General features: G+C 74.2%; 18 protein-coding genes. 1 reads left to right on the top strand and 17 read right to left on the bottom strand.

Annotated features, from left to right (window positions below; genetic code table 11):
- Positions 1-929 precede the first annotated feature (929 nt).
- Positions 930-1,739, bottom strand: coding sequence for a TrmH family RNA methyltransferase (locus ACF9IK_RS28330; RefSeq protein WP_395296917.1), 810 nt, complete (start codon positions 1,737-1,739; stop codon positions 930-932).
- 99 nt (positions 1,740-1,838) lie between these two features.
- On the opposite strand from ACF9IK_RS28330, the gene ACF9IK_RS28325 reads away from it, so the two are divergent.
- A complete protein-coding gene (locus ACF9IK_RS28325; RefSeq protein ID WP_395296916.1) occupies positions 1,839-4,607 on the top strand; it encodes a SpoIIE family protein phosphatase in 2,769 nt (922 codons plus the stop codon).
- 76 nt (positions 4,608-4,683) lie between these two features.
- Here ACF9IK_RS28325 and cobA read toward each other — a convergent pair whose 3' ends face one another.
- From cobA to argC, 16 genes are all read right to left on the bottom strand, one after another.
- On the bottom strand, positions 4,684-5,994 hold the full coding sequence (cobA, locus tag ACF9IK_RS28320; protein WP_395296915.1) for a uroporphyrinogen-III C-methyltransferase: 1,311 nt from the start codon (positions 5,992-5,994) through the stop codon (positions 4,684-4,686).
- Between the two features lie 100 nt (positions 5,995-6,094).
- A complete protein-coding gene (gene cobT, locus ACF9IK_RS28315; protein WP_395296914.1) occupies positions 6,095-9,916 on the bottom strand; it encodes a nicotinate-nucleotide--dimethylbenzimidazole phosphoribosyltransferase in 3,822 nt (1,273 codons plus the stop codon).
- 561 nt (positions 9,917-10,477) lie between these two features.
- Complete coding sequence (gene cbiE, locus ACF9IK_RS28310) at positions 10,478-11,767, bottom strand: precorrin-6y C5,15-methyltransferase (decarboxylating) subunit CbiE (protein ID WP_395296913.1); 1,290 nt, start codon at positions 11,765-11,767, stop codon at positions 10,478-10,480.
- Positions 11,768-11,980: 213 nt separating this feature from the next.
- Positions 11,981-12,646 carry a GNAT family N-acetyltransferase gene (locus ACF9IK_RS28305; RefSeq protein ID WP_395296912.1) on the bottom strand — a complete coding sequence of 222 codons (666 nt, stop codon included), beginning with the start codon at positions 12,644-12,646 and terminating at the stop codon, positions 11,981-11,983.
- Between the two features lie 206 nt (positions 12,647-12,852).
- Entirely contained in the window at positions 12,853-13,680 is an 828-nt protein-coding gene (locus ACF9IK_RS28300; protein WP_395296911.1) for a MetQ/NlpA family ABC transporter substrate-binding protein, read from the bottom strand.
- 72 nt (positions 13,681-13,752) lie between these two features.
- On the bottom strand, positions 13,753-14,490 hold the full coding sequence (locus ACF9IK_RS28295; RefSeq protein ID WP_395296910.1) for a methionine ABC transporter permease: 738 nt from the start codon (positions 14,488-14,490) through the stop codon (positions 13,753-13,755).
- Positions 14,487-15,527 carry a methionine ABC transporter ATP-binding protein gene (locus ACF9IK_RS28290; protein ID WP_395296909.1) on the bottom strand — a complete coding sequence of 347 codons (1,041 nt, stop codon included), beginning with the start codon at positions 15,525-15,527 and terminating at the stop codon, positions 14,487-14,489. Before ACF9IK_RS28290 ends, ACF9IK_RS28295 begins: the two co-directional genes overlap by 4 nt.
- A gap of 555 nt (positions 15,528-16,082) precedes the next feature.
- Positions 16,083-16,586, bottom strand: coding sequence for a GNAT family N-acetyltransferase (locus ACF9IK_RS28285; protein WP_395296908.1), 504 nt, complete (start codon positions 16,584-16,586; stop codon positions 16,083-16,085).
- A gap of 384 nt (positions 16,587-16,970) precedes the next feature.
- Positions 16,971-17,228, bottom strand: coding sequence for a hypothetical protein (locus ACF9IK_RS28280; RefSeq protein WP_395296907.1), 258 nt, complete (start codon positions 17,226-17,228; stop codon positions 16,971-16,973).
- 111 nt (positions 17,229-17,339) lie between these two features.
- Positions 17,340-18,779: an argininosuccinate lyase gene (argH, locus tag ACF9IK_RS28275; RefSeq protein ID WP_395296906.1), complete on the bottom strand. Its 1,440-nt coding sequence runs from the start codon at positions 18,777-18,779 to the stop codon at positions 17,340-17,342.
- An 85-nt stretch (positions 18,780-18,864) separates the two neighbouring features.
- The gene (locus ACF9IK_RS28270; protein WP_395296905.1) at positions 18,865-20,058 is read right to left on the bottom strand and encodes an argininosuccinate synthase; all 1,194 of its coding nucleotides are present in this window, start codon (positions 20,056-20,058) and stop codon (positions 18,865-18,867) included.
- Between the two features lie 265 nt (positions 20,059-20,323).
- Positions 20,324-20,872, bottom strand: coding sequence for an arginine repressor (locus tag ACF9IK_RS28265; RefSeq protein WP_238739850.1), 549 nt, complete (start codon positions 20,870-20,872; stop codon positions 20,324-20,326).
- 17 nt (positions 20,873-20,889) lie between these two features.
- Positions 20,890-22,098 (bottom strand): acetylornithine transaminase, encoded by a 1,209-nt coding sequence (locus tag ACF9IK_RS28260; protein ID WP_395296904.1) that lies wholly within the window; start codon positions 22,096-22,098, stop codon positions 20,890-20,892.
- Positions 22,095-23,027, bottom strand: coding sequence for an acetylglutamate kinase (argB, locus tag ACF9IK_RS28255; RefSeq protein ID WP_395296903.1), 933 nt, complete (start codon positions 23,025-23,027; stop codon positions 22,095-22,097). Before argB ends, ACF9IK_RS28260 begins: the two co-directional genes overlap by 4 nt.
- A 56-nt stretch (positions 23,028-23,083) precedes the next feature.
- Complete coding sequence (gene argJ / locus ACF9IK_RS28250; RefSeq protein WP_395296902.1) at positions 23,084-24,256, bottom strand: bifunctional glutamate N-acetyltransferase/amino-acid acetyltransferase ArgJ; 1,173 nt, start codon at positions 24,254-24,256, stop codon at positions 23,084-23,086.
- Positions 24,253-25,281, bottom strand: coding sequence for an N-acetyl-gamma-glutamyl-phosphate reductase (gene argC, locus ACF9IK_RS28245; protein WP_395296901.1), 1,029 nt, complete (start codon positions 25,279-25,281; stop codon positions 24,253-24,255). The genes argJ and argC overlap by 4 nt, the downstream gene beginning before the upstream one ends.
- Positions 25,282-25,304 lie beyond the last annotated feature (23 nt).

Raw genomic sequence — 25,304 nt, 5'->3', positions numbered from 1 at the left:
TGCTGCGGCAGCGCCTGATCGTCTTCGTCACCGTCACGGTCGGCGTCGCCCTGGCGATCGCGGCCGCGCAGGGGTGCGAGAACCGGAGCAGCCAGGGCCTCGGCCCGGTGAGCGCCACGACGGTCACCACCACGTCCGCGGACCGGCCGGGCACGGACGGCTCGGCCGTGCCGCCCCGCGCGGACGGGCAGTCGGCGGACGGCGCACCGCCGTCCGCCGTGCCACAGTCCCCGGCACCCCCCGCGGCGGCGGCCCGGGCGGGCGGCCCGGCCGGCGAGGGCGCGCTGGCGCCCGCCCAGGGTGCGAACCCGGCGGTCGACTGGCCCAACCGCAGCTACCCCGACCCGGCCGGCGGCCCCCCGATCGCCCTGCGGGACGGCCGCTCGGCCGGGGCGGGACCGCAGGTCGCACTGAGCACCGTCCTCCCGGCCCGCTACAAGGGTGCACCGGCCGGCCTGGTGGTGCTGCGCCGCACGGAGGGCTCGGTGCCGACCGACCTGGTCCAGCTCTTCGGCTTCAACGGGGACACGCCCGTGCCGCTCGCGTCGCGGTCCTCGGCCGCGGACCCGCAGGCGGCGGCCGCCTGGCGGCTGGACAACGGCGCGTTGGTCCGCGAGGAGCGCAGCAGCCGGACGGGCGCGATCGCGTCCACCCGCTACACGGTGCGACCGGACGGGACCATCGAGGAGTCCTGGCCCGGCGCCCCCACGGTGATCGTGACCCCGCCCGCCGCCGCGGCCCCCGCCCCACCCGCGGCACCGGCAGGCTGATCCCCCCGGAGTCGCCGGACGCCGCGCCGTGCAGAACGTCGGACCGGCCGACTCCGCACGCCCCCACCTCGCCCGGAGGCCCCGGCACACGCCGCCGGCAGCCCTCACCGGCCCGCGCGGGAAGTCGGACCGGCCGACCTCCTGCCCCCTCGGGGCGGCTCAGGTGGCGGCGGTGACGGCGTAGAAGGCCACGGCCGCGGCGGCGCCGACGTTCAGGGAGTCGATGCCGTGGGCCATGGGGATGCGCACGGGGTGATCGGCGGCGTCGATGGCGCGCCGGGTGAGGCCGTCCCCCTCGGCGCCGAGCATGAGCGCGGCCTTGGGCAGCCGGTGCGGGGCCAGGGCGGCCAGGTCGACGGCGTCCTCGGACGGGGTGAGCGCGAGCAGTCCGAAACCCGCCTCGCGGACCGTGTCCAGGGCGGCCGGCCACGGGTCCAGCCGGGCGTAGGGGACGGCGAAGACGGCGCCCATCGAGACCTTCACCGCACGCCGGTACAGCGGGTCCGCGCAGTCCGGCGAGAGCAGGACGGCGTCCATCCCGAGCGCGGCGGCACTGCGGAAGATGGCACCCAGGTTCGTGTGGTCGACCAGGCCCTCCAGCACGGCCACCCGGCGGGCGCCGGCCAGCACCTCGGCGGCGTCCGGCAGCGGCTTGCGCTCCATCGAGGCCAGCGCGCCCCGGTGGACGTGGTAGCCGGTGACGGCCTCGGCCAGCGCGGGCTCCACGACGTGGACGGGGGCTTCGGCCCCGGCGATCACGTCGGCCATCACATCGAGCCACTTGGCCGTCAGCAGCATCGACCGCATGCGGTAGCCGGCCGCGAGGGCGCGGCGGATCACCTTCTCGCCCTCGGCGATGAACAGGCCCTCCGCGGGCTCGCGTCGGCGGCGCAGTTCCACGTCGGTCAGGCCGGTGTAGTCGGCGAGGCGCGGGTCGGCGGGATCGGTGATGATGCTGGGCTCGGACACCCTGCGATCTTGCCAAGTCGGGGTGGAGAAGACCAAACGGCCGAACTGTCGGGTGCGGCTGGTCTTGGCCCCTCGGCACGCAGAGTGCAAATATGGCGTATGGCCCGTTTTCCGGGCCGATCCTGGGCTCCGTCGGGCTCTGGTGCTTCTGGCTCCACCGCCTCCTCCATCGCCACTGGAACCGCCGGCTCCTCCGTTGGGCGCCCACGCGGTCGGCTACAGCAGCCGCGGGCGGCGTGGCCGAAATCGGTGAAGCGCCGCTCGGTGGCTGGTCAGTTCTTCGCGCTCCAGGTCCTGGTGGTGCTGCTCCTGGTCGCCGCGGCCGTGGTGGCCCTGGTGGTGCAGTCCCGCAACGACGCCCGGCAGGAGGCGACCAACCGGTCGGTGGCGGTGGCGCAGACCTTCGCCAACTCGCCCGGCATCGTCGCCGCCATGCAGTCCCCCGACCCGACCGCGATCCTGCAGCCCAAGGCTCAGGCGGCACGGATCAACGCGGGCGTGGACTTCATCGTGGTCCTGAACACCGACGGCATCCGCTACACCCACCCCAATCCGGACCGGATCGGCCAGAAGTTCGTAGGGAACTACGAGCCCGCCCTCGACGGGCAGGTGGTGACCGAGCAGATCAACGGCACAATCGGGCCGTTGGTCCAGGCGACCGTGCCGGTGCGCGCGCCGGACGGCCAGGTGGTCGGCGCGGTGTCGTCCGGCATCACGATCAAGAACGTGAGCAGCGCCAGCGAGCGGCAGCTGCCCGTGGTGCTCGGCGCCGCGGCGGTGGCGCTGGGGCTGGCCACCTGCGGGACGGCGCTGATCAGCCGCCGGCTGCGGCGGCAGACGCACGGGCTCGGGCCGGCCGAGATGACGCGGATGTACGAACACCACGCGGCCGTGCTGCACGCCGTGCGCGAGGGCGTGCTGATCGTCGAGGGCGACGGTCGGCTGCTGCTCTGCAACGACGAGGCCCGCCGGCTGCTGGACCTGCCGGCCGACGCCGAGGGCCGGCTGGTGACGGAGCTGGGCCTGGACCAGGCGCCCGAGGAACTGCTGACGGCCGACCGGCCGGTCACGGACGAGGTGGTGCTGTCCGGGGAGCGGCTGCTGGCGGTGAACATCCGGCTCACCGACCGCGACGGCGGCCCACCCGGCCTGGTCGCCACGCTGCGTGACTCCACCGAGCTGCTGGCGCTCTCCGGCCGGGCCGAGGTGGCGCAGCGGCGGCTGCGGCTGCTCTACGACGCGGGACTCGCGGTGGGCAGCACCCTGGACGTGACGCGCACGGCGGAGGAGCTGGCCCAGGTGGCGGTGCCGCGGTTCGCGGACTTCGTCACCGTCGACCTGGCCGAGCAGGTGCTGGACGGCGACGAGCCGCCGGCGGGCGTGGCGCTGGTCCGGGTGCGCCGGGCGGCGTTCGCCGGGGTGCGGGACGACTCACCGTTCTATCCGGTCGGCACGGTGCTGGACGTGGTGCCGTCGACGCCGCTGGCGGGAGCGCTCGACACCGGGCTGCCCGGGGTGGAGCCGCGGCTGGCGGAGAGCACGGCGTGGCGGGCCCAGGATCCGGAGGGGGCGGCGCAGGCGCTGGAGTACGGGGTGCACTCGCTGGTGCGGGTACCGCTGAAGGCGCGCGGGGTGCTGCTGGGGGTGGCGCGGTTCTGGCGGGCGGGCCGGGCGGAGCCGTTCGAGGACGAGGACCTGGCGCTGGCCGAGGAACTGGTCTCGCACGCGGCCGTCTGCATCGACAACGCGCGCCGGTACACCCGGGAGCACGCGATGGCGGTGACGCTGCAGCACAGCCTGCTGCCGCGGAACCTGCCGGCGCAGAACGCGCTGGACGTGGCGCACCGGTACCTGCCGGCGCAGGCGGGGGTCGGCGGGGACTGGTTCGACGTGATCCCGCTGCCGGGTGCCCGGGTGGCCCTGGTGGTCGGGGACGTGGTCGGTCACGGGCTGCACGCGGCGGCGACCATGGGACGGCTGCGGACGGCGATCCACAACTTCTCGACGCTGGACCTGCCACCGGACGAGCTGCTCGGGCACCTGGACGACCTGGTGAACCGGATCGACCAGGAGGAGTCCGCGACCGGCGGCTCGGGGGCGGTGACCGGGGCGACCTGCCTGTACGCGATCTACGACCCGGTGTCGCGGCGCTGCACCCTGGCGAGTGCGGGGCATCCGCCGCCGGCGCTGGTCTCGCCGGACGGGCAGGTGGTGTTCCCGGAGCTGCCGACGGGGCCGCCGCTGGGCCTGGCGGTGCTGCCGTTCGAGACGGTGGAGCTCGAGGTGGCGGAGGACAGCCAGCTGGTGCTCTACACGGACGGGCTGGTGGAGGACCGCGAGCGGGACATCGACGAGGGGCTGGAGCGGCTGCGGGCGGCGCTGACCGGCCCGCCGCGGACGCCGGAGCAGACCTGCGCGGACGTCCTGGGCGCGATGCTGCCGGCGCATCCGCAGGACGACATCGCGCTGCTGGTGGCGCGCACCCGGGTGCTCGCGCCGGACCGGGTGGCGGAATGGGCCGTGCCGTCCGACCCGGCCGAGGTGGGTTCGGTGCGGGCGGCGGTGGCGCAGCGGCTGGCGCAGTGGGGGCTGGACGAGACGGCGTTCGTCACCGAGCTGATCCTGAGCGAGCTGGTGACCAACGCGATCCGGTACGGGTCGGAGCCGATCCGGGTCCGGCTGCTCCGCGACCGGGCGCTGATCTGTGAGGTGTCCGATGCCAGCAGTACCTCGCCGCACCTGAGGTACGCGGCCACCACGGACGAGGGCGGACGCGGGCTCTTCCTGGTCGCGCAGTTCGCGGACCGCTGGGGGACGCGGTACACGGCGACCGGGAAGGTGATCTGGACGGAGCAGCCGCTGGAGTGAGCGCGGCAGCGGGCAGCGGGAGTGGGAAGCCGGCCGGGCCGACCTCCCACTCCCGGGCCTTCGGGGCCCGGGCCGGTCAGGAGCCGCTGAAGGCCGGGGCCAGCACGTTGACGACGTCGCCGATGACGATCACGGCCGGGGGCTTGATCCGCTCGGCCTCGACGGTGGCCGCGACGGTCGCCAGGGTGGCGTCCACCCGGCGCTGGGCCGCGGTGGTGCCCTCCTGGACCACCGCCACCGGGGTGTCGGCCGGGCGACCGCACTCCACCAGCTTCGCCGCGATCGCGCCGATCTTGTCGACGGCCATGAGCAGCACCAGGGTGCCGCTCATCCGGGCGGCGGCCTCCCAGTTGGTCAGCGAGCGCTCGTCGTCCGGCCCGACGTGGCCGGAGATCACGGTGAACTCGTGCGTCATGCCCCGGTGGGTGACCGGCACGCCGACCGCCGCCGGCACGCTGATCGAGCTGGAGATCCCCGGAACCACGGTCACCGGCAGGCCGGCCTCGGCACAGGCCAGCAGCTCCTCTCCGCCGCGCCCGAACACGTACGGGTCGCCGCCCTTGAGCCGGACCACGAACTTGCCGGCCTTGGCGTGCTCGATCAGCGTCCGGTTGATCGCCTCCTGCGCCATGAACCGCCCGTACGGGATCTTCGACGCGTCGATCACCTCGACGTGCTCGGGCAGCTCGGCCAGCAGCTCCCGCGGGGCAAGCCGGTCCGCGACCACGACGTCCGCGTCGGCGAGCAGCCGGCGGCCCCGCACGGTGATCAGGTCCGGATCCCCCGGACCGCCGCCGACCAGCGCGACGCTCCCCGGGCCCGCCGCCCCGGAGGCGTCTCCGGCTCGGTGCCGGCGGGCCGCCACCGAGCCTTCCCGCAGGCCGTTCACGATGGCGTCGCGCAGCGCGGCCGAGTACCGCGGGTCGCCGGTGAGCACCGCCACGGTGGCGCCGGCGTCGCGCCCGCTGGCCGGGGTCCAGGCGGTGGCGGCGGCCGCGTCGTCGCTGCGGGCGCAGAACACCCGCTCGCGCTCGGCCTCCTCGCTGACCGCGGTGTTGACCGCCGGGTCGTCGGTGGCGACCAGGGCGTACCAGGTCTCGGCGAGGTCGCCGTCCCGGTACCGGCGCTCGTGCCAGGTCAGCTCGCCGGCGTCGGCCATGGCCTGGACGGCGGGGGTGGTGGCCGGCGATATCAGGTGCAGGTCGGCACCGGTGGCGATCAGGGCGGGCAGCCGGCGCTGGGCGACCTGGCCGCCGCCGACCACCACCACCCGGCGGCCGGCGAGCAGCAGCCCGACCGGGTAGGGCGTGCGGCCCTCGGTGCCGGGGTGCGGGTGGGGACCGTCCGGCCGGTCGGCGGGCACGGAGGGCGGGTTGGGCGCGGTCATGGGCGGTGCTCCTGGGTCGGGTGAGGGTGGTGGGGTGCGCGGCACCGCTCCGCGTGCCGGCGCGCCCTCGGGCCGGTACACGGAGCGGTGCGGGCGGGCGTCAGGCCTTCTCGGTGACCCCGGCGGAGTCGAACGTGGCTACATCGTGCATCGCGCGGGCCGCACTCTGCACCAGCGGCAGGGCCAGCAGGGCACCGGTGCCCTCGCCGAGCCGCAGGTCGAGGTCGATCAGCGGACGCAGGCCGAGCTTGGCGAGCGCGGCCTGGTGGCCGGGCTCGGCGGAGCGGTGGCCGGCGATGCAGGCTGCCAGCACCTCGGGGGCGATGGCCTTGGCGGCCAGGGCCGCCGAGCCGGCGATGACGCCGTCCAGGATGACCGGGGTGCGCAGCGAGGCGGCGCCGAGCAGGAAGCCGGCGATGGCGGCGTGCTCCAGGCCGCCGACGGCGGCGAGGACGCCGATCGGGTCGGCCGGGTCCGGCTGGTGCAGCGCGAGCGCGGCGCGGATCACCTCGATCTTGCGGGCGTGCGTCTCGTCGTCGATGCCGGTGCCGCGGCCGGTGACCTCGGCCGGGTCCAGGCCGGTGAAGACGGAGATCAGCGCGGCGGAGGCGGTGGTGTTGGCGATGCCCATGTCGCCGGTGACCAGGGCCTTGTTGCCGGCGGCGACCAGGTCGCGGGCGGTCTCGATGCCGACCTCGATGGCCTTGAGGGCCTCCTCGCGGGTCATCGCCGGACCCTGGGTCATGTCACCGGTGCCGGGGCGGACCTTGCGGGGCAGCAGGCCGGTGGTGCGGCCCTGCTGGATCGCGTCGGGCAGCTCGGCGGCCACGCCGACGTCGACGACGCAGACCTCGGTGCCGATCTGCTTGGCGAAGGAGTTGACCACCGCTCCCCCGGCCAGGAAGTTGCCGACCATCTGGGCGGTGACCTCCTGCGGCCAGGACGTGACGCCCTGGGCGTGCACGCCGTGGTCGCCGGCGAAGATCGCGACGCAGGCGGGCTCCGGGATCGGCGGCGGGCACTTGCGGGAGAGGCCGGACAGCTGGGCGGAGATGATCTCCAGCATGCCGAGCGAGCCGGCCGGCTTGGTCATCCGCTTCTGGCGGTCCCAGGCCTCGCCGAGCGCCTTGGCGTCCAGCGGACGGATGCCCCGCAGGGTCTCGGCGAGCAGGCTGTGCGGCTCCTCGCCGGGCAGCGCGCGGTTGCCGTACTGCTCCTCGTGGACGACCCAGGAGAGCGGGCGCTTCTTGGCCCAGCCCTGCTGCTGGAGCTCGGGCTCGTCCGGGAAGGCGTCGACGTAGCCGACGCACAGGTAGGCGACGACCTCCAGGTGCTCGGGCAGGCCGAGCTCGCGGACCATCTCGTCCTCGTCGAAGAAGCTCACCCAGCCGACGCCGAGGCCCTCGGCGCGGGCGGCCAGCCAGAGGTTCTCGACCGCGAGGGCGGCCGAGTACGGGGCCATCTGGGGCTGGGTGTGGCGGCCCAGCGTGTGGCGGCCGCCGCGGGTGCGGTCGGCGGTCACCACGATGTTGACCGGGGTCTCAAGGATGGCCTCGATCTTGATTTCCTTGAACTGCTTGGCCCGGCCCTTGGGGAGCGTGTCCGCGTACGCCTCGCGCTGGCGCTCGGCCAGTTCGTGCATCTTGCGGCGGGTCTTGGCCGAGCGGATCACCACGAAGTCCCACGGCTGGGAGAAGCCGACGCTGGGCGCGGTGTGGGCGGCCTCCAGGACGCGGATCAGCACCTCGTGCGGGATCGGGTCCGGGCGGAAGCCGTTGCGGATGTCGCGGCGCTCGCGGATGACCTGGTGGACGGCCTCGCGGCCGGCCTCGTCGAAGCCGACGGCGGCGGGACCGCGCGGCTCGGCGGGCTCCTCGGCCGCGGCGTCCCCGGCCAGGGCCTCCTCGGCGGCGGGCTCCCCGGCGGGCGCGTCGGAGCCGGCCTCGGCTCCGGTGGCCTCGGCTGCGGTGGCCTCGGCTGCGGTGGCCTCCTCGACGGTGGTCGCGGGTTCGCCTGCGGCGGCCCCAGTCGCGGACGGCTCGACGGGGGCGGCGGTGTCAGGGGCCTGGTCCGCCGGGACGGCCTCGGGCCGCGCCTCGGCCCCGGTCTCGGCGGCGGGCTCGGCCCCGGTCTCGGCGGCGGACGCGGGCTCGGGCGCGACGGCCGGATCGCCGGCTGCTGCCTCGGGCTGCCCCGCGGGCTCGGTGGTCTCGACGGTCTCCGCGGTCACCGGGGCCGGGACGGCGGCGTCGGCCGGAGCCGGCTGCGCCTGCTCCGCCTCCGCGCCGGCGACGACCTGGCCGGACGGCATCTCGCCGGTGCCGACGGCCGTCGCGGCGGCGGCCTCGGGAAGGGCCTCGGGCTGCCCCGCGGGCTGCTCCACGACCGCGGCGTCCACCGGCTCGGCGCCGGGTGCCGGGTGCGCGGACGGATCGTCCGGTGCGGCCTCGGCCGGCTGGGCCGCCTCGGCGGTCACGCCCTCGGGCTGGGCGACGGGCGCTATGGGGACGGACTGCTCCACCACCGCGTCCTCACCGGACCTGACCTGATCGGTCGCCTCGACCTGCGGGAGGCCGTGCGGGGTGGGCGCGGCCAGGAAGGCGGCGATCCGACGGGGCTGGCCGGCCTGGGCGGCGGCCTCGGCCGGCGCCTCCTGCGCGGCGGCGGGGGCGCCCTGGACGTCGACGGGCACGGCCTCGACCGGCACGGCCTCGACGGGGGCGGCCTCGACGGGGGCGGCGGACACGTCGACGGCGACCGGCTCGGTCTGCATGGCGACGGCCTCCGCGGCCACCGCGACCTGCTCGACGTCGACGGGCTGGGCGACCGGGACCGGCTGGGCCTGCATGGCGACGGCCTCCGCGGTTACCGGCGCCTCGGCGACGGGCACGGCCTCGGTGGCCACGGACTGCACACCCTGCACGCCCTCGACAGGCTGGGGGGCCTGCGGAACGTCCTGGACCGGCTGCTCGACGGCGACGGGCTGGGCGACCGGGACCGGCTGGGCCTGGACGGGCACAGCGGCCTGCTGCTCCGGCTGGCCGACGACGACCGGGATGCCGTGCGCCGGCGTGCCGCCCAGCGAGGGACCGCGGTCGGCGAGCGAGCGGACCGGGACCTGGCCGGTCATCAGCGACGGGTCGGGGACCGGCGGACCGGCGTGCAGCGGGCGACGCTGCGGCTGAGCCGCCGTCAGCGGGTCCTGGCCCTGCGGCTGGACCGGGACCTGGATGCCGTGGCCCTGGGTCTGGAGGGGCTGGACCATCGGCTGGCCCGGCACCGGCTGGCCGGGCATCGGCTGGCCCGGCACCGGCTGGGCGGCCTGGTCGGCGCCGAGCGCCGACGGGTCCAGCGGCGGCCAGGACGGCTCGACCGGGGTGCCGGGCAGGCCCTGCTCGGCGCTCTGGTCGGCGGGGGCTCCGGCGGGCTCGCCCCAGGAGCCCTGCGGGCCGGGCATCAGCAGGACGTCGTCCTCGTCGTCCAGCGGGTCCGGCTGGTCGTCGTCGGGCTGGTCGAGGAAGTGGAAGGCGGGACGAGACGCACCCGGGTCGACGGCCCAGCCCTCGCCGGGAACGCCGGCCACTCCCGCGCCGGGCAGGCCGGGGGCCGGGGCGAACTGGCCGGGCACGCCGATCGGCTGGCCGTGGCTCTGGAAGTCCTGCGGCGGCACCCCGCCGATCAGGCCGCCGCCCGGCACACCCGGGTTCTGCATCACGGGGTTCTGCATCACGGGGTTCTGCATCGCCGGATCGGGCATCGCCGGGTTCGGGACCACGCCGCCGTCCACCGCGGCACCCTGTACGGGTACGACGCCCTGCGCGGGGGCGACGGCCGCGAGGCCCCCGGGGCCGCCGAGCGGGTCGGGCCCGGCGAGCAGGTGCTCCGGGAGTCCCTCGTTCGGGACGTGGCCGCCATCGGTCATGTCAAAGCTCCTTCCAGGCCGCTGCCGCGCCCTCGGCGACGCGATCACCGACCGCAGCGCCCATCCGCACGGGCCGGGCCTGCACCGGCCCGCCCCTCAACCACACGCGGCCGCCGCGCCGAGGCGCTGCGGCCGAAGTCCTTCCGGCGCGCTGCGGCACCCCGGCCCGCACACCGCCCGACGGGGGCGGCGCGTCAACTGAAACAACGACAGGCCGGGGCAACCGGCACGACCGCACCGGACCCTACGGCATTCTCCCGGTCCGGCGGGCGGCCCGTCGAATCGCCCACACTCCGAGCCGGACCGGTGTTGCGTCGCGTCAGGAAAGGCGACAAACCGACCGGATCGGGCGGGCTGCCGGACGCCGCCTGCGTCCCGGACGCCACACTACCGGCCCGGCGGCGCCGTCTCTCGAATCGGTGTCCGGATGCGACCTGGATCACCGCTTCGCGGCGGCGCGTGCCCGCGGCCCGACGGGGCCCAGCGCCTCGCCGCCCCCGGGTCCGGCGGCGGAACCCTCACCGGATTCGCCAGCGGGCCACCGCCTGCGGCACCGTGCCTTCACACGATCTGCTCACCCCAGAGCAGCAGCACGCCTCCTGCGCCCGCCCCGAGCCGCAGGCCCGCGCCCGTGCCCGCGCCGCCCGCCTGCTCGGGCGGCACGGGCTCCAGCGGCGTGGACTGCAGCAGCGCGCCGTCCGCCCGGTAGCCGGCCTCGGCGATGGCGCGGCGGACGTCCTCCGCCTCGGCGAACGTCCGGGCCACCGCCACGAAGCACTCGGGGCGGCGGGCGAGGACGGCACGCACCACGGCCGGGCCGCCCGCCTCGACGACGACGCCGTCCGGCTCCGGCAGGCCGCCGAGCACCTCGGGGCCGCCGCCGTGGACGGTCTCCACCTCGACGCCGTAGCGGCGGGCGTTGACGGCCAGCCGGGCGCAGGCCGAGCGGTCGGCCTCGACGGCGACCACGGCCGCGCCGAACCGGGCCGCCTCGACCGCGAGGGCCCCGTTACCGGCGCCGACCGACCAGACCAGGTCGCCGGGCCGGACACCCAGACGGGCCAGCACCAGGGCGCGGACGTGCGCCGGGAGCGTGTCGGATGCGCCCGGCGCGTCCGCCGTGCTCCCGGCGCCCGCGTATGCCTCCGCCGGAAGCGCCCAACCGCGCTCCGGACCGGGGTACCCGACCGGGCGCCCGGCCAGCCAGCCGGCCGCCTCGGAGACCACGCCGTTCTGCGGGCCGCCGCTGTTGCCGCCGATCACCAGCACCACGTTGGGGTCGCGCCAGTCGTGGTCGGCGACCCGGTCGGAGGTGAGGACGGTGACGTCCTCGTCGTCGGTGCCGAGCGCCTCGCAGACCACGAACGTGCGGTGCACCCCGCGGAGCATCAGCGCCAGCTCGCTCGGGCCGGCGCCGGGCGCGGTGAGCACGGCGACCTTCTGGTGGGCCCGGCAGATGTTGGCCGCGCGGCGCAGCCGGCCGCCGTGCGCGCTGACCACCTGGGCGTCCTCCCAGGGCATGCCCGCACGGGCGAAGGCGGCGGCGACCGAGGAGACCGCGGGCAGGACCTCCAGTTCGAGGCCGTACTCGGGGCGGCGCAGGGTGCGGACGACGCCGAAGAAGCCGGGGTCGCCCTCGGCGACGACGACGGCGGCGCCGCGGTGTTCGGCGATCCGCCGGGCGGCGAGCTGGACGTTCCCGAGGACGAGCCGTTCGGCGGCCGCGGGGACCGGCAGGGCGTTGAGCTGGTAGGGAGCGCCGGCCACCAGGGTCGCGGCGGCGAGGGCCGCGCCGGCGGCCTCGGTCAGCGGGGTGCCGTCCCACCCGATGACCGTGATCCGGTCAGCCATCTGCGGCCGTTCTCCCTCGCCTCGGTGCGCCGACATGCTGCGCCCGCGTTCGGCGCCGGTGGAGAGGTTACCGGGTGTGATCCCCGCTGCGCCGACATCTCGCACACATGTCCGGCGCACGCCGGCGTGCGGGCGGCTCCGCAGGGCCGGCGACCCGGGTGTGGCGCGGTGGACCGGCGGCCCGTCGGGCGCAGCCGCGCGGGGGCGGGCGGGTCAGTCGCGCAGGACGTAGCGGTGGTGGTCGCCGCGCCAGCCGACCGCCCGGTCGGCCGGCTGCTCCAGGTCCTCCGGCAGGAGGCTCCACAGGATGAGGTCGCTGCGGCTCTCTCCGACGGCCCGGCGGTCGGCCGGTGCGCCCATCGCCTCCCCGGCCTCGCCGCGCACTATCCAGGCGCTGCGCAGCACGCCCTCGCTGATGCCGCCGATCTTCTGGGCGACCTGCTGGGCCGCGGTGTTGCCGGCGGCGGTGCGCATCTCCAGACGCAGGAAGCCGCGGTCCTCGAAGAGCCACTGCGCGACACCGAGGACGGCCTCCGGTGCGTAGCCCTCGCCACGCGCCCAGGCTGCGGTGACGTAGGCGATCTCGGTGGAGCGCAGCCGCCAGTCGGTGTTCCGCAGTTCGACGAGGCCGACCAGACGCTGGGTCAGGTGCTCGACGACGGCGAAGACGATGCCGCGGCCGGCCGCGCGGTGGTCGGGGGCGAGGGTGCGGGCGAGCTCGCGCGCGTGCGCCTCGGTGAAGGGCTCCGGCTGGTCGGTCCAGGCCAGGACGAGGTCGTCGGCCATCATCGCGACCAGGCCGGGGGCGTCGTGCTCCGCAAGGGGGCGCAGCAGCAGCCGCTCGGTGCTGATGGCGGTCTCGGGGAAGCTCGCTGCCATGCCGTCTCTCCTCGCCGGGTCGTGGACACACCGTACGCCTCGCCGGTGCCCCCGGTGTCACGCGGTGCGCGGACCGGACGACGGTACGTCAGAACGCGGTCTGTCAGGGCGTCACTCGTGCATACTGCCCGACCGGGCCCCCGCCGAGGTGCGGCGGGGGGCCCGGTCGAGGGGTGCGGCTGAGCGGTTCGGGGCCGCGGGTCCGGTCAGAAGGCCGGGATGACGGAGCCCTGGAAGGTGTCGTCGATGTACTTCTTGACCTCGGCGGAGTGCAGCAGCTCGGCGAGCTTCTTGACCCGCGGATCGTTCTCCTTGCCCTTCTTGACGGCGAGGATGTTCGCGTACGGGTTGCCCTCGGCCTTCTCCAGGACGATCGCGTCGGTGGCCGGCTTGAGGCCGGAGTCGAGCGCGTAGTTGCCGTTGACGACCGCGGCGTCGAGGTCGGAGACGGAGCGGGGCAGCTGGGCGGCCTCCAGCTCCTTCCACTTGAGGTTCTTCGGGTTGGCGGTGATGTCGGCCGGGGTGGCCGCGGTGCCGGCGCCGTCCTTGAGGGTGATCAGGTTGTTGTCGGCGAGCAGCTTGAGCGCGCGGCCCTCGTTGGTGGCGTCGTTGGGCAGGCCGATGGTGGCGCCGTCGGGGATCTCGGTGACGGACTTGACCTTCTTGGAGTAGACGCCCAGCGGCTCCAGGTGCACCGGCGCGACGGAGACGATGTCGGTGCCGTGCTTCTTGTTGAAGTCCTCCAGGTACGGGACGTGCTGGAAGTAGTTGGCGTCGGCCGAGCCGTCCTGCACCGCGGTGTTGGGGGTCACGTAGTCGGTGACCTCCTTGATGTCGAGCTTGAGGCCGGCCTTCTCCGCCAGGTTGTCCTTGACGTACTTGAGGATCTGGCCGTGCGGGGTGGGGCTGGCGGCGACGGTGAGCGGCGCGTTCGGGTCGGAGGAGCCGGACGAGCCGGAGCTGCCGCAGGCGGCCAGGGAGAGGGCGATGCCGGCGGTGGCGAGGACGCTGGTGAACTTCAGGGCGTTGCGCACGAAAAGTGCCTTTCTGCGTGGTGCGGGGAGCCGCGGCCCGGGTCGGGCGCGGGAGGTCTGGGGTGCCGAGGCCTAGGGGGTGACCAGGTCCTCGGCGGGCGCCGTCGCGCGGGTGCGGCGCCCGCGGAGCAGGCGGGTGCGGCCGCCGCCGCGGCCGCGGTGGGAGAGGCGGCGGACGGCGTAGTCGCCGATCAGCTGGACGGCGGTGACGATGATCGCCAGCTCGGCGACGATGACCCACATGAAGGTGGTCTCGAAGCGCAGGTAGCCGTAGGTGATGGCGAGGTTGCCGAGGCCGCCGCCGCCGACGGTGCCGGCCATGGCGGAGTAGCTGACCAGCGTGATGACGGTGGTGGTCAGCGAGGCGGTGAGGCCGGGCAGGGCCTCCGGGATCATCGTCTTGCGGACGATGGTCCAGGTGTTGCCGCCCATGGCGCGGACCGCTTCGACCAGGCCGCCGTCCACCTCGCGCACGGAGGTCTCGACCAGGCGGGCGAAGAACGGGATGGCGCCGATGGTGAGCGGGACGGTGGCGGCCTGCCAGCCCAGCGAGGTGCCGACGATCAGCTTGGTGAAGGAGAACAGCGCGACCATCAGGACCAGGAACGGCAGCGAGCGCGCGATGTTCACGACGGCGCCGATCACCCGGTTGACCAGGACGTTCTCCAGTGCGCCGCCCTTCGCGGTGAGCACCAGCAGGATGCCGAGCGGGAGGCCGAACAGCACGCTGCCGAGGGTGGAGACGCCGACCATCCGGAAGGTCTCCCCGGTGGCGGGCCACAACAGTGCCTGCATCTGGTCCCAGGTCATGCCGCCGCTCCGCTCGCCTTGTCGTTTCCGTTCGCCTCGATCACGTCCACCTGAAGGCCCTGCTCTCGCAGGAAGCCGATCGGCACCACGTTGTCCGCGCGGCTGCCGGGCAGTTCGACCCGCATCCGGCCGACCGTCCGGCCGGCGATGGTCTCGACGGCTGCGCCGAGGATGTTGATGTCGATCTGGTAGGTGCGGGCGAGCTGGGAGACGAAGGGCCGGGCGGAGGTGTCGCCCTGGAAGGTGATCTCCAGCACGGTGGCGCCCGGGTGGCCGGTGCCGAACTCGCCGAGCGGGAAGAGCTCGCGGGCCAGTTCGGAGTCGGTCCTGGTGAGCAGGTCGGTGAGCCCGCCGGACTCGACCACCCTGCCGCCGCGCATCAGTGCGGCGGAGTCGCAGACGGACTTGATGACGTCCATCTCGTGGGTGATCAGCAGGACGGTGAGGCCGAGCTGGCGGTTGAGGTCGCGCAGCAGCTTCAGGACGGAGCGGGTGGTCTCGGGGTCGAGCGCGGAGGTGGCCTCGTCGGAGAGCAGCACCTTGGGGTCGCCGGCGAGGGCGCGGGCGATGCCGACGCGCTGCTTCTGGCCACCGGAGAGCTGGCTCGGGTAGCTGCGCGCCTTGTCGGCGAGGCCGACCAGGTCGAGCAGTTCGGCTGCCTTGCGGCGGCGCTCGGTGCGGTCGAGGCCGATGATCTCCAGCGGGAGCTCGACGTTGTCCTGCACGGTGCGGGAGGACAGCAGGTTGAAGTGCTGGAAGACCATGCCGATGCGGCGGCGGGCCTCGCGCAGTTCGCGGCCGGCACGGTTCTCGCCGCCGGAGAGCGCGGTGAGTTCGACGCCGTCCACCGTGACGGTGCCGGAGCTGGGGCGCTCCAGCATGTTGACGCAGCGGATGAGGGTGGACTTGCCGGCACCGCTGGTGCCGACGACTCCGTAGACCTCGCCGGGTCGGACGTGGAGGTCGACGCCGGCGAGGGCGGTCACCTCGCGGCCGCGGGAGCGGTAGACCTTGGTGAGGTCCTTGGTGGTGATCACAGCTGTTTCCGTTGGTCGGGGGCGGGCGGCGTGCCGTCGCCGGACCGGGTCGCGGTCGACGGCGGGGACGGCGTTGTGCCGGAGGACGGCGTTGTACCGGGGGGATCCGGACCTGCCACCCCTCGTTCGCCACCGCCGGACGGGCGGGCCGCGCGACGGCGCGGCCCCGACGGGTCGTCAGGGAGCGCCACCGGCCCGTGGGCGGGCAGGCGGGGGGAGGGGGGTCGCGCTGCTGGCAGGCGCGGCGCTCACGCGGGGCGCGGGCGGCGGGGTCTCGCTTCGGGGCGCGAGGAGGGAGGCGGTGGCCCTCAGCAGTGACACATTCGACGACACATGGCACGCTCACCTGCCGGCATGGTGCCGGTGGGGGTGCAGTTCGTCGTCGCAGTCATGTGAGCCAGTAAATCAGATGGGCGGATTTGCGCCCAATTCTTGGCATCCGATGTCCGAAATGCGGACACACGGTGCCACCACCTGCAACGATATGGCCCGGCACCGCCTCCGGAGCGTCCGGATGGTGGCGGTGCCGGGCCGGGTGGGACGGCCGCGCGGGGGTCAGGCGGTGGCGGCGAGCGGGGCCGCGGCGGGCTTCTCCAGGTGGACCAGGGTGAGCCGCCCGCTGATCTGCTCGACAGTGGTCTGGCGGTAGCCCTGGCGGGCGTAGAGACGCAGGTTGCCGAGGCTGCGGTGGCCGGTGAAGAGGTGGAAGGCGGTCACCGGGCGGCCGTCCTCGGCGAGACGGCGCTCCAGCGCCTCCAGCAGGCGGCCGCCGAGGCCGTGCCGCTGCATCCGGGGGTGGACCACCAGGCGCCCTATCCGGGCGACGCCGTCGGCGCCGATCCGGCCGCGGACGGTGCCGACCACCTCGTCGCCGAGCCGGGCGACGAGGAACTGCTGGTCGGCCAGTTCGGCGCGCAGGCTCTCCAGCGTCTGCGTCAGCGGGTCCAGGGTCCAGTCGCCGTACAGCTCGGCCTCGCCCTGGTAGCCGAGGTACTGGAGCTTGAGGATCTGCTCGGCGTCCTCGGCGGCGGCCGCCGAGATGATCACGCTCATGCCCATGTGCTGGGGCCTCCCCATCGTCGTGCCCGGCGCGCGGATGTGAGGGTGTCGCACCGGATGCCCTACCGGAGGTGTCCCGGCCGGGGATCGGCCCTGGCCGGGGGTGGCGCACGAACGTACCAGCCGGGGGCCCGGGTGGGGCCGGCGGCGCCGACAGCGCGTTCACGCTCGGTATCCGAGTGCTCGCCCCGCCGTCAAGAGCTACGTTCGCCAGCGCTCTACCCGCGTGTCAGCTGCTCTCAACCTTCCGGCCGCCGGACGTGGCGAGGGTCACGTCGCCCCGCCGGACGGGAGTCACGTCGCCTCGCCGGGCGGGCCGGAGGGGGGCGCGGCGGGGGCGCGGCCCTGCCGGCCGGAAGCCGGCGGGGCCTTCGGTGCAGCGGATCAGGCGTAGCGCTCGGCGTGGAGGAGGACCCTCAGACAGGCGAGGCAACGGGCGCGGGTGGGTCCGATGGAGCCGCGGGGCATGCCCAGGCGTTCGGCGATCTCCCGGTAGGTGGGCGGCGGATCCTCGGTGAGGGCCGTGACGAGTTCGGGGCAGCGGCCGGGCAGCGCGGCCACCGCCTCGCGGACGAGGCGGCGCCGGAGCTCGGCGAACACCTCGTCCTCGGCGGAGCGGACGGAGGGAACGTTGGTGCACATACCGTGGATGACCGGGCGCGGACCGGACCGGTTACGGACGAGCGGTGGCGTGCACGCGGGAGGGGCGCGGCGGTCGGCCTGCCGCGCCCCTCCGCGGGTGCCGCCGGCGGGTCAGCCCCGGACCCACTCCTGCTGGACGGCCAGGTCGGCCTTGACCTCGGCGAGCTGGACGGCGACCGCCGAGGGCGCGGTGCCGCCGCGGCCGTTGCGCGAGGCGATCGCGCCGTGGACGCTGAGCACCGAGCGCACCTCGGGCGTGAGGTGCTCGGAGATGGCGGCGAACTGCTCGTCCGTCAGGTCGCCCAGCTCGATGCCCTGCTGTTCGCAGACCTTGACGCAGGCGCCGGCCACCTCGTGCGCGACGCGGAACGGGACGCCCTGCTTGACCAGCCACTCGGCGATGTCGGTGGCGAGCGAGAAGCCGGCCGGGGCGAGCTCCTCCAGCCGCTCCCGGTGCACGGTGAGGGTGGCCATCATGCCGGTGAAGGCGGGCAGCAGCACCTCCAGCGTGTCGCAGGAGTCGAAGACCGGCTCCTTGTCCTCCTGGAGGTCCCGGTTGTAGGCGAGCGGCAGCGCCTTGAGGGTGGCGAGCAGACCGGTCAGGTTGCCGATCAGCCGGCCCGACTTGCCCCGGGCCAGCTCGGCGATGTCCGGGTTCTTCTTCTGCGGCATGATCGAGGAGCCGGTGGAGAAGGCGTCGTGCAGCGTGATGAAGCCGAACTCCTTGGTGTTCCAGATGATCACCTCCTCCGCGATCCGGGAGAGGTTGATCCCGATCATCGCGGTGACGAAGGCGAACTCGGCGACGAAGTCGCGCGAGGCCGTGCCGTCGATCGAGTTGCCGACCGAACCGCCCTCGAAGCCGAGGTCGGCGGCGACGGCCTGCGGGTCGAGGCCGAGCGAGGAGCCGGCCAGGGCCCCGGAGCCGTACGGCGAGACGGCGGTGCGGGCGTCCCACTGGCGCAGCCGCTCGGCGTCCCGGCCGAGGGCCTGCACGTGCGCGAGGACGTGGTGGGCGAACAGGACCGGCTGGGCGTGCTGGAGGTGGGTGCGACCCGGCATGGCGGTGTCGGGGTGCGCCTCGGCCAGGCCGACCAGGGCGTGCTGGAGGTCGAGCACCAGGGCGCCGATGATCCTGGCGTGGTCCCGCAGGTACATCCGGAACAGGGTGGCGATCTGGTCGTTGCGCGAGCGGCCGGCCCGGAGCTTGCCGCCGAGGTCGGCGCCGAGCCGCTCCAGCAGGCCGCGCTCCAACGCGGTGTGGACGTCCTCGTCGGCGACGGTGCCGGTGAAGGTGCCGGCCTCGACGTCGGCGAGCAGCTGGTCCAGCCCGGCGAGCATGGCGTCGAGCTCGGCGTCACCGAGCAGGCCGGCCCGGTGCAGGACGCGGGCGTGGGCCTTGGAGCCGGCGATGTCGTACGGCGCCAGGCGCCAGTCGAAGTGCACCGACGCGGAGAGCCTGGCCAGCGCCTCGGACGGGCCGTCGGCGAAGCGTGCGCCCCAGAGGCGCAGCTCAGGACTGTTACTGGCGGCGGTCCGGTCGGCAGGCATCGCTGGGGCTCCTTGCACGTGAGGGGGTTGGTTGGGGGCGGGCCCCGGCCGTTCGGTGGTTCGGCCGGGGCCCGGGACGGACCGATCAGGCCAGGTCGCGCCGGGCGGCGATCTTCGAGGAGAGGCCGAAGATCTCGATGAAGCCCTTGGACATCGACTGGTCGAAGGTGTCGCCCGTGTCGTAGGTGGCGAGGTTGAAGTCGTACAGCGACCGGTCCGACTTGCGGCCGTTGACGACGGCCCGGCCGCCGTGCAGGACCATCCGGATGTCGCCGGAGACGTGCTGGTTGGCCTCGTCGACGAAGCCGTCCAGGGCGCGCTTGAGCGGGGAGAACCAGAGGCCGTCGTAGACCAGCTCGGCCCAGCGCTGCTCCACCTGCCGCTTGTAACGGGCGAGTTCGCGCTCGACGGTGACGTTCTCCAGGGCCTGGTGGGCGGTGATCAGGGCGATCGCGCCGGGGGCCTCGTAGATCTCCCGGGACTTGATGCCGACCAGCCGGTCCTCGACCATGTCGAGGCGGCCGACGCCCTGGGCACCGGCCCGCCGGTTCAGCTCCTCGATGGCCTGCAGGACGGTGACCTTGCGGCCGTCGACGGCGACCGGGACGCCGGCCTCGAAGGTGATGACCACCTCGTCGGCCTCGCGGGGGACGGCCGGGTCCTGGGTGTACTCGTAGACGTCCTCGATCGGGGCGTTCCAGATGTCCTCCAGGAAGCCGGTCTCGACGGCGCGTCCGAAGACGTTCTGGTCGATCGAGTACGGCGACTTCTTGGTGGTGGCGATCGGCAGGCCCTTGGCCTCGGCGAAGGCGATCGCCTTGTCCCGGGTCATCGCGTAGTCGCGGACCGGGGCGATGCACTTCAGGCCGGGGGCGAGGGAGTTGATGCCGACCTCGAAGCGGACCTGGTCGTTGCCCTTGCCGGTGCAGCCGTGGGCGACCGTGGTGGCACCGTGCTTCTGCGCGGCGGCGACCAGGTGCTTCACGATGACCGGCCGGGACAGGGCGGACACCAGGGGGTACTCGCCCTGGTAGAGGGCGTTGGCCTTGAGGGCCGGGAGGCAGTACTCGTCGGCGAACTCCTCGCGGGCGTCCGCGACCTCCGCCTCGACGGCACCGCAGTCCAGCGCACGCTGACGGATGACGTCCAGGTCCTCGCCGCCCTGGCCGACGTCGACGGCGACGGCGATGACCTCGGCGCCCGTCTCCTCGGCGATCCAGCCGATGCAGACGGACGTGTCCAGACCGCCCGAGTAGGCGAGTACGACGCGCTCGGTCACGGCTTTCTCCTTCACAACTGTGCGAACAGGCTTACGGCGATAGGCATAAGTATGCACTACTCCGTATGAATCTCAAAACCCGAACCGCGGCGGCCGCGGGAACGGGTCCGCCGCGGCCGCGGGAACGGCCGTGGGCCCGGCTCCGGCCCCCGAGGGGACCGGTTCCGGGCCCACGCGGGGACGGACTGTTCGGTCTGCTGCTCCTTGTGCCTCGGCCGGGGCTGACCCTTCGGCCCCGGCGCCACGAGCGTCCGGGACGAAGGCGCTACTGCGCCTTCGCCTGGGCGAGTTGCATCAGGTGGTCGGCGAGCGCCTGACCGCCGACCGGGTCGCGGCTGATCAGCAGCACGGTGTCGTCGCCGGCGATGGTGCCGATGATCTCGAAGACCTCGGCCTGGTCGATCGCCGAGGCGAGGAACTGCGCCGCGCCCGGCGGGGTGCGCAGCACCACGAGGTTGCCGGACGCGGTGGCGGAGACCATGAGCTCGCCGGCCAGCCGGGCCATCCGGCCCTCGGTGGCCGACTCCCCCATCGGTGCCCGCGGCGTGCGGTCGCCGCCCTCGGCGGGGACGGCGTAGATCAGTGCGCCGTCCCGGTTGCGGATCTTCACCGCGCCCAGCTCGTCCAGGTCCCGGGAGAGGGTGGCCTGGGTGACCACCAGTCCGTCATCGGCGAGCAGCTTGGCGAGCTGGCTCTGCGAACGCACGGGCTGGCGGGTGAGCAGGTCCACGATCCGCCGGTGGCGCGCGGTGCGGGTCTGCGGGACCTGCGGCGTCGGGCCGGCGGAGGACTGGCCGGAGTTGGGAACGGTCATGTGATTATTCTCCCGGACTACGCTCGAATCGCATCGGCCGGGGCGTTCTCCCGCACCGTCCGGAGGATCTCCGGCAGTGCGGCCAGGAAGGCGTCCGCCTCCTGCTCGGTGAGCACCAGCGGCGGGGCCAGCCGCACGGCGTCCGGAACGGCGGCGTTCACCAGGAAGCCGGCCTGCTGGGCGACGGCCTGCACCTCGGCCGAGACCGGCTCGGTGAGCACGATGCCGAGCAGCAGCCCGGCGCCGCGCACGTGCGAGACCAGCGGGTCGCCGATCGACTCGATGCCCTCGCGCAGCCGCTCGCCGAGCTTGCGGGTGTGCTCCAGCAGACCCTCGGACTCGATGGTGTCGAGCACCGCCAGGGCCGCCGCGGCGACGACCGGGTTGCCGCCGAAGGTGGTGCCGTGCTGACCCGGGGTGAGCAGGTCGGCCGCCTCGCCGAAGGCGAGGACGGCGCCGATCGGCAGCCCGCCGCCGAGCGCCTTGGCGAGGGTGACCACGTCCGGGTCGACGCCCTCGACGGCCTGGTGGGCGTACCAGTGGCCGGTGCGGCCGATGCCGGTCTGGATCTCGTCCAGGATCAGCAGGGTGCCGGTGGCCCGGGTGATCTCGCGGGCGGCCCGGAGGTACCCGTCCGGCAGCGGGACCGCGCCGTTCTCGCCCTGGATCGGCTCCAGGAAGACGGCCGCGGTCTCGGTGGTGACCGCGGCGCGCAGCGCCTCGACGTCGCCGAAGGGGACGTGCGTGACGTCGCCGGGCAGCGGCAGGAACGGGGCCTGCTTGGCGGGCTGGCCGGTGAGCGCGAGGGCGCCCATGGTCCTGCCGTGGAAGCTGCCCTCCAGCGCCACGAGGTGGGTGCGGCCGGTCCGCCGGCTGATCTTGAACGCGGCTTCGTTGGCCTCGGCGCCGGAGTTGCAGAAGAACACCCGGCCGGGGCGGCCGGAGAGCGCGATCAACCGCTCGGCCAGCGCGATGGTCGGCTCGGCCATGAAGAGGTTGGAGACGTGGCCGAGGCTGGCGATCTGCCGGGTGACGGCCTCGACGACGGCCGGGTGGGCCGTGCCGAGGGCGTTGACGGCGATCCCGCCGAGTAGGTCGGTGTACTCCCTGCCGTCGGCGTCCCAGAGCTTCGCGCCCTCACCACGGACCAGCGGGATCCGCGGGGTGCCGTAGTTGTCGGTGAAGGCGTGCTGCCACCGGTCGGTGAGCTGGTCGTTCGACGTCATGCGAGTCCCCCGGTCACGGTCGGTTCGTCGTCCGGCACGACCATCGTGCCGATGCCCTCGTCGGTGAAGATCTCCAGCAAGAGGCTGTGCTGCACCCGGCCGTCCAGGACGCGGGCGGTGCCGACGCCGGAGCGGACGGCGCGCAGGCAGCCCTCCATCTTCGGGAGCATGCCGCTGGCGAGGCTCGGCAGCAGTTCGTCCAGCTCGCCTGCGTTGAGCTGGCTGATCACGTCGTCGGAGGTCGGCCAGTCCTTGTAGAGGCCCTCGACGTCGGTGAGGATCACGAGCATCTCGGCGCCGAGCGCGACCGCGAGGGCGGAGGCGGCGGTGTCGGCGTTGATGTTGTAGACGTGGCCGTCGGCGCCGCGGGCGATCGAGGAGATCACCGGGATGCGGCCGTCGGCGATGAGCGCCTTCACCGCGCCGGCCTCGATGTTGACGATGTCGCCGACCAGGCCGATGTCGACCTGTTCGCCGTCGACGACTGCGTAGCGCTTGACCGCGGTCATGGTGTGGGCGTCCTCGCCGGTCATGCCGACGGCGAACGGGCCGTGCTCGTTGAGCAGGCCGACCAGCTCGCGCTGGACCTGGCCGGCCAGCACCATCCGGACCACGTCCATGGTCTCGGGCGTGGTGACCCGCAGGCCGTTGGTGAAGTTGGACTCCAGGCCCAGCTTGTCCAGTTGGGCGCTGATCTGCGGGCCGCCGCCGTGCACGACGACGGGGTGCAGGCCGGCGTAGCGCAGGAAGACCACGTCCTGGGCGAAGGCCGCCTTGAGGCTGTCGTCGACCATGGCGTTGCCGCCGAACTTGATCACGACGGTCTTGCCGTGGAAGCGCTCCAGCCAGGGCAGCGCCTCGATGAGGGTCAGGGCCTTGGGCAACGCGGTGTTGTTGCGGGCCTGTTCGCCCTTGGGTGCGATCTGCACGGGTGTCCCTTGTCGGATCCGGCTCGGTGGAGTGAACGGTCGGGTGGAGTGGGCGCTCAGGTGGAGTAGGCGCTGTTCTCGTGCACGTAGTCGGCGGTGAGGTCGTTGGTCCACAGCGTGGCGGTGGCCTCGCCGGCGTTGAGCCGGGCGGTGATGACGATCTCGCGGCCGGTCATGTCCACCAGGTCGCGGTCCTCCCCCACGCCGCCGTCCCGGCAGACCCAGACGCCGTTGATGGCCACGTCGAGGCGGTTCGGGTCGAACGCGGCGGCGGTGGTGCCGATGGCGGCCAGCACCCGGCCCCAGTTCGGGTCCTCGCCGTGGAGGGCGCACTTGAGCAGGTTGTTGCGGCCGATGACGCGGGCGACGTCGACGGCCTCCTCCTCGGTCGCGGCGTCGGTGACGTCGATCCGGATCTCCTTGCTCGCACCCTCGGCGTCGCCGATCAGCTGACGGGCGAGGTCGGCGCAGACGGTGCGGACGGCCTCGTCGAACTCCGCCCGGTCGGGGGCGATCCCGGAGGCGGCGGAGGCGAGCAGCAGCACCGTGTCGTTGGTGGACATGCAGCCGTCGGAGTCGATCCGGTCGAAGGTGGTGCGGGTGGCGCCGCGCAGCGCCTCGTCCAGCGCCGCGGCGTCGAGGTCGGCGTCGGTGGTGAGGACGACCAGCATGGTGGCGAGACTCGGCGCCAGCATGCCGGCGCCCTTGGCCATGCCGCCGACCGTCCAGCCGCCCGGGCTGGTGACCTGGGCGGTCTTGTGGACGGTGTCGGTGGTCTTGATGGCGATCGCGGCGGCCTCGCCGCCGGTGCTGCTGAGCTCGGCGGCGGCGGTGGCGACGCCGGGCAGGAGGACGTCCATCGGCAGGCGGACGCCGATCAGGCCGGTGGAGGCGACGGCGACCTCGCCGGCGTTGAGCTTCAGCTCCTCGGCGACCTTCTCGGCGGTGGCGTGGGTGTCCTGGAACCCGAGCGGGCCGGTGCAGGCGTTGGCGCCACCGGAGTTGAGGACGACGGCGGAGACCAGACCGCCCTTGAGGACCTGCTCGGACCAGAGGACGGGGGCGGCCTTGACCCGGTTGGCGGTGAAGACGCCGGCCGCGGCGAGCGAGGGGCCGTCGTTGACGACCAGCGCGAGGTCCGGGGTGCCGGAGGCCTTGATCCCTGCGGTGATCCCGGCGGCGCGGAAGCCCTTGGCGGCCGTCACTCCGAGGTTCTGATCGTCGGTCACGGTGCGACTCCGTTCACGGGAAGGCCGATCTCCTCGGGGAGGCCGAGGGCGATGTTCATGCTCTGCACCGCGCCGCCGGCGGTGCCCTTGACCAGGTTGTCGATCGCGCTGATCGCGACGATCCGCCCGGCGGTCTCGTCCAGGGCGACCTGGACGAGGGCGGCGTTGGAGCCGTAGACACTGCTGGTCTGCGGCCAGTGCCCCTCGGGCAGCAGGTGGACGAAGGGCTCGTTGGCGAACGCCTCGGTGTAGGCGGCGCGCAGGCTCTCGCCGGTCACGCCGGGCCGGGCCCTGGCGGAGCACGTGGCGAGGATGCCGCGCGGCATCGGGACGAGGGTCGGCGTGAAGGAGACGGTGACCGGCTCCCCGGCGAGCGGGGTGAGGTTCTGCGACATCTCCGGGGTGTGCCGGTGGACGCCGCCGACGCCGTACGCGCTGACGCTGCCCATGACCTCGCTGCCGAGCAGGTGGGTCTTGGCGGCCTTGCCGGCGCCGGAGGTGCCGGAGGCGGCGACGATCACGGCCTCGGGCTCGGCGAGCTGCGCGGCGTAGGCCGGGAAGAGGGCGAGCGAGACGGCGGTCGGGTAGCAGCCGGGGACGGCGATCCGGTTGACGCCCTTGAGCGCGTTGCGGTGTCCGGGCAGTTCGGGCAGACCGTAGGGCCAGGTGCCGGCGTGCGCCGAGCCGTAGAACTGCTCCCAGTCGGCGGCGGCCCTGAGCCGGAAGTCCGCACCGCAGTCGACGATCAGCACGTTCTGGCCGAGGGCTTCGGCCACTGCGGCGGACTGGCCGTGCGGCAGGGCGAGGAACACCACGTCGTGGTCGGCCAGCACCTCGGGGGTGGTCGGCTCCAGGACGCGGTCGGCCAGCGGGATCAGGTGCGGCTGCAGGGCACCGAGCCTGGTGCCCGCGTTCGAGCCGCCCGTGAGCGCCCCGATCTCCACCTCCGGGTGGCCGAGCAGCAGACGCAGCACCTCGCCGCCCGCGTAACCGCTCGCACCGGCGACGGCGACTCGCAATGCCATGGCATTCCTCCTTGGTCGTGGCA

Source organism: Kitasatospora hibisci, from assembly GCF_043950205.1.
GTDB classification, from domain to species: Bacteria; Actinomycetota; Actinomycetes; order Streptomycetales; family Streptomycetaceae; genus Kitasatospora; species Kitasatospora hibisci.
This window is presented reverse-complemented; position numbering and strand designations above follow the sequence as displayed.

Coding starts and splice junctions, on each gene's coding strand:
- ACF9IK_RS28260 (WP_395296904.1), bottom strand. CDS start 22,098: ATGACGTCGAACGACCAGCTCACCGACCGGTGGCAGCACGCCTTCACC.
- cobT (WP_395296914.1), bottom strand. CDS start 9,916: ATGACCGATGGCGGCCACGTCCCGAACGAGGGACTCCCGGAGCACCTG.
- ACF9IK_RS28295 (WP_395296910.1), bottom strand. CDS start 14,490: ATGACCTGGGACCAGATGCAGGCACTGTTGTGGCCCGCCACCGGGGAG.
- cbiE (WP_395296913.1), bottom strand. CDS start 11,767: ATGGCTGACCGGATCACGGTCATCGGGTGGGACGGCACCCCGCTGACC.
- ACF9IK_RS28285 (WP_395296908.1), bottom strand. CDS start 16,586: ATGGGCATGAGCGTGATCATCTCGGCGGCCGCCGCCGAGGACGCCGAG.
- ACF9IK_RS28265 (WP_238739850.1), bottom strand. CDS start 20,872: ATGACCGTTCCCAACTCCGGCCAGTCCTCCGCCGGCCCGACGCCGCAG.
- ACF9IK_RS28280 (WP_395296907.1), bottom strand. CDS start 17,228: ATGTGCACCAACGTTCCCTCCGTCCGCTCCGCCGAGGACGAGGTGTTC.
- argH (WP_395296906.1), bottom strand. CDS start 18,779: ATGCCTGCCGACCGGACCGCCGCCAGTAACAGTCCTGAGCTGCGCCTC.
- cobA (WP_395296915.1), bottom strand. CDS start 5,994: ATGACCGCGCCCAACCCGCCCTCCGTGCCCGCCGACCGGCCGGACGGT.
- ACF9IK_RS28305 (WP_395296912.1), bottom strand. CDS start 12,646: ATGGCAGCGAGCTTCCCCGAGACCGCCATCAGCACCGAGCGGCTGCTG.
- ACF9IK_RS28325 (WP_395296916.1), top strand. CDS start 1,839: ATGGCCCGTTTTCCGGGCCGATCCTGGGCTCCGTCGGGCTCTGGTGCT.
- argC (WP_395296901.1), bottom strand. CDS start 25,281: ATGGCATTGCGAGTCGCCGTCGCCGGTGCGAGCGGTTACGCGGGCGGC.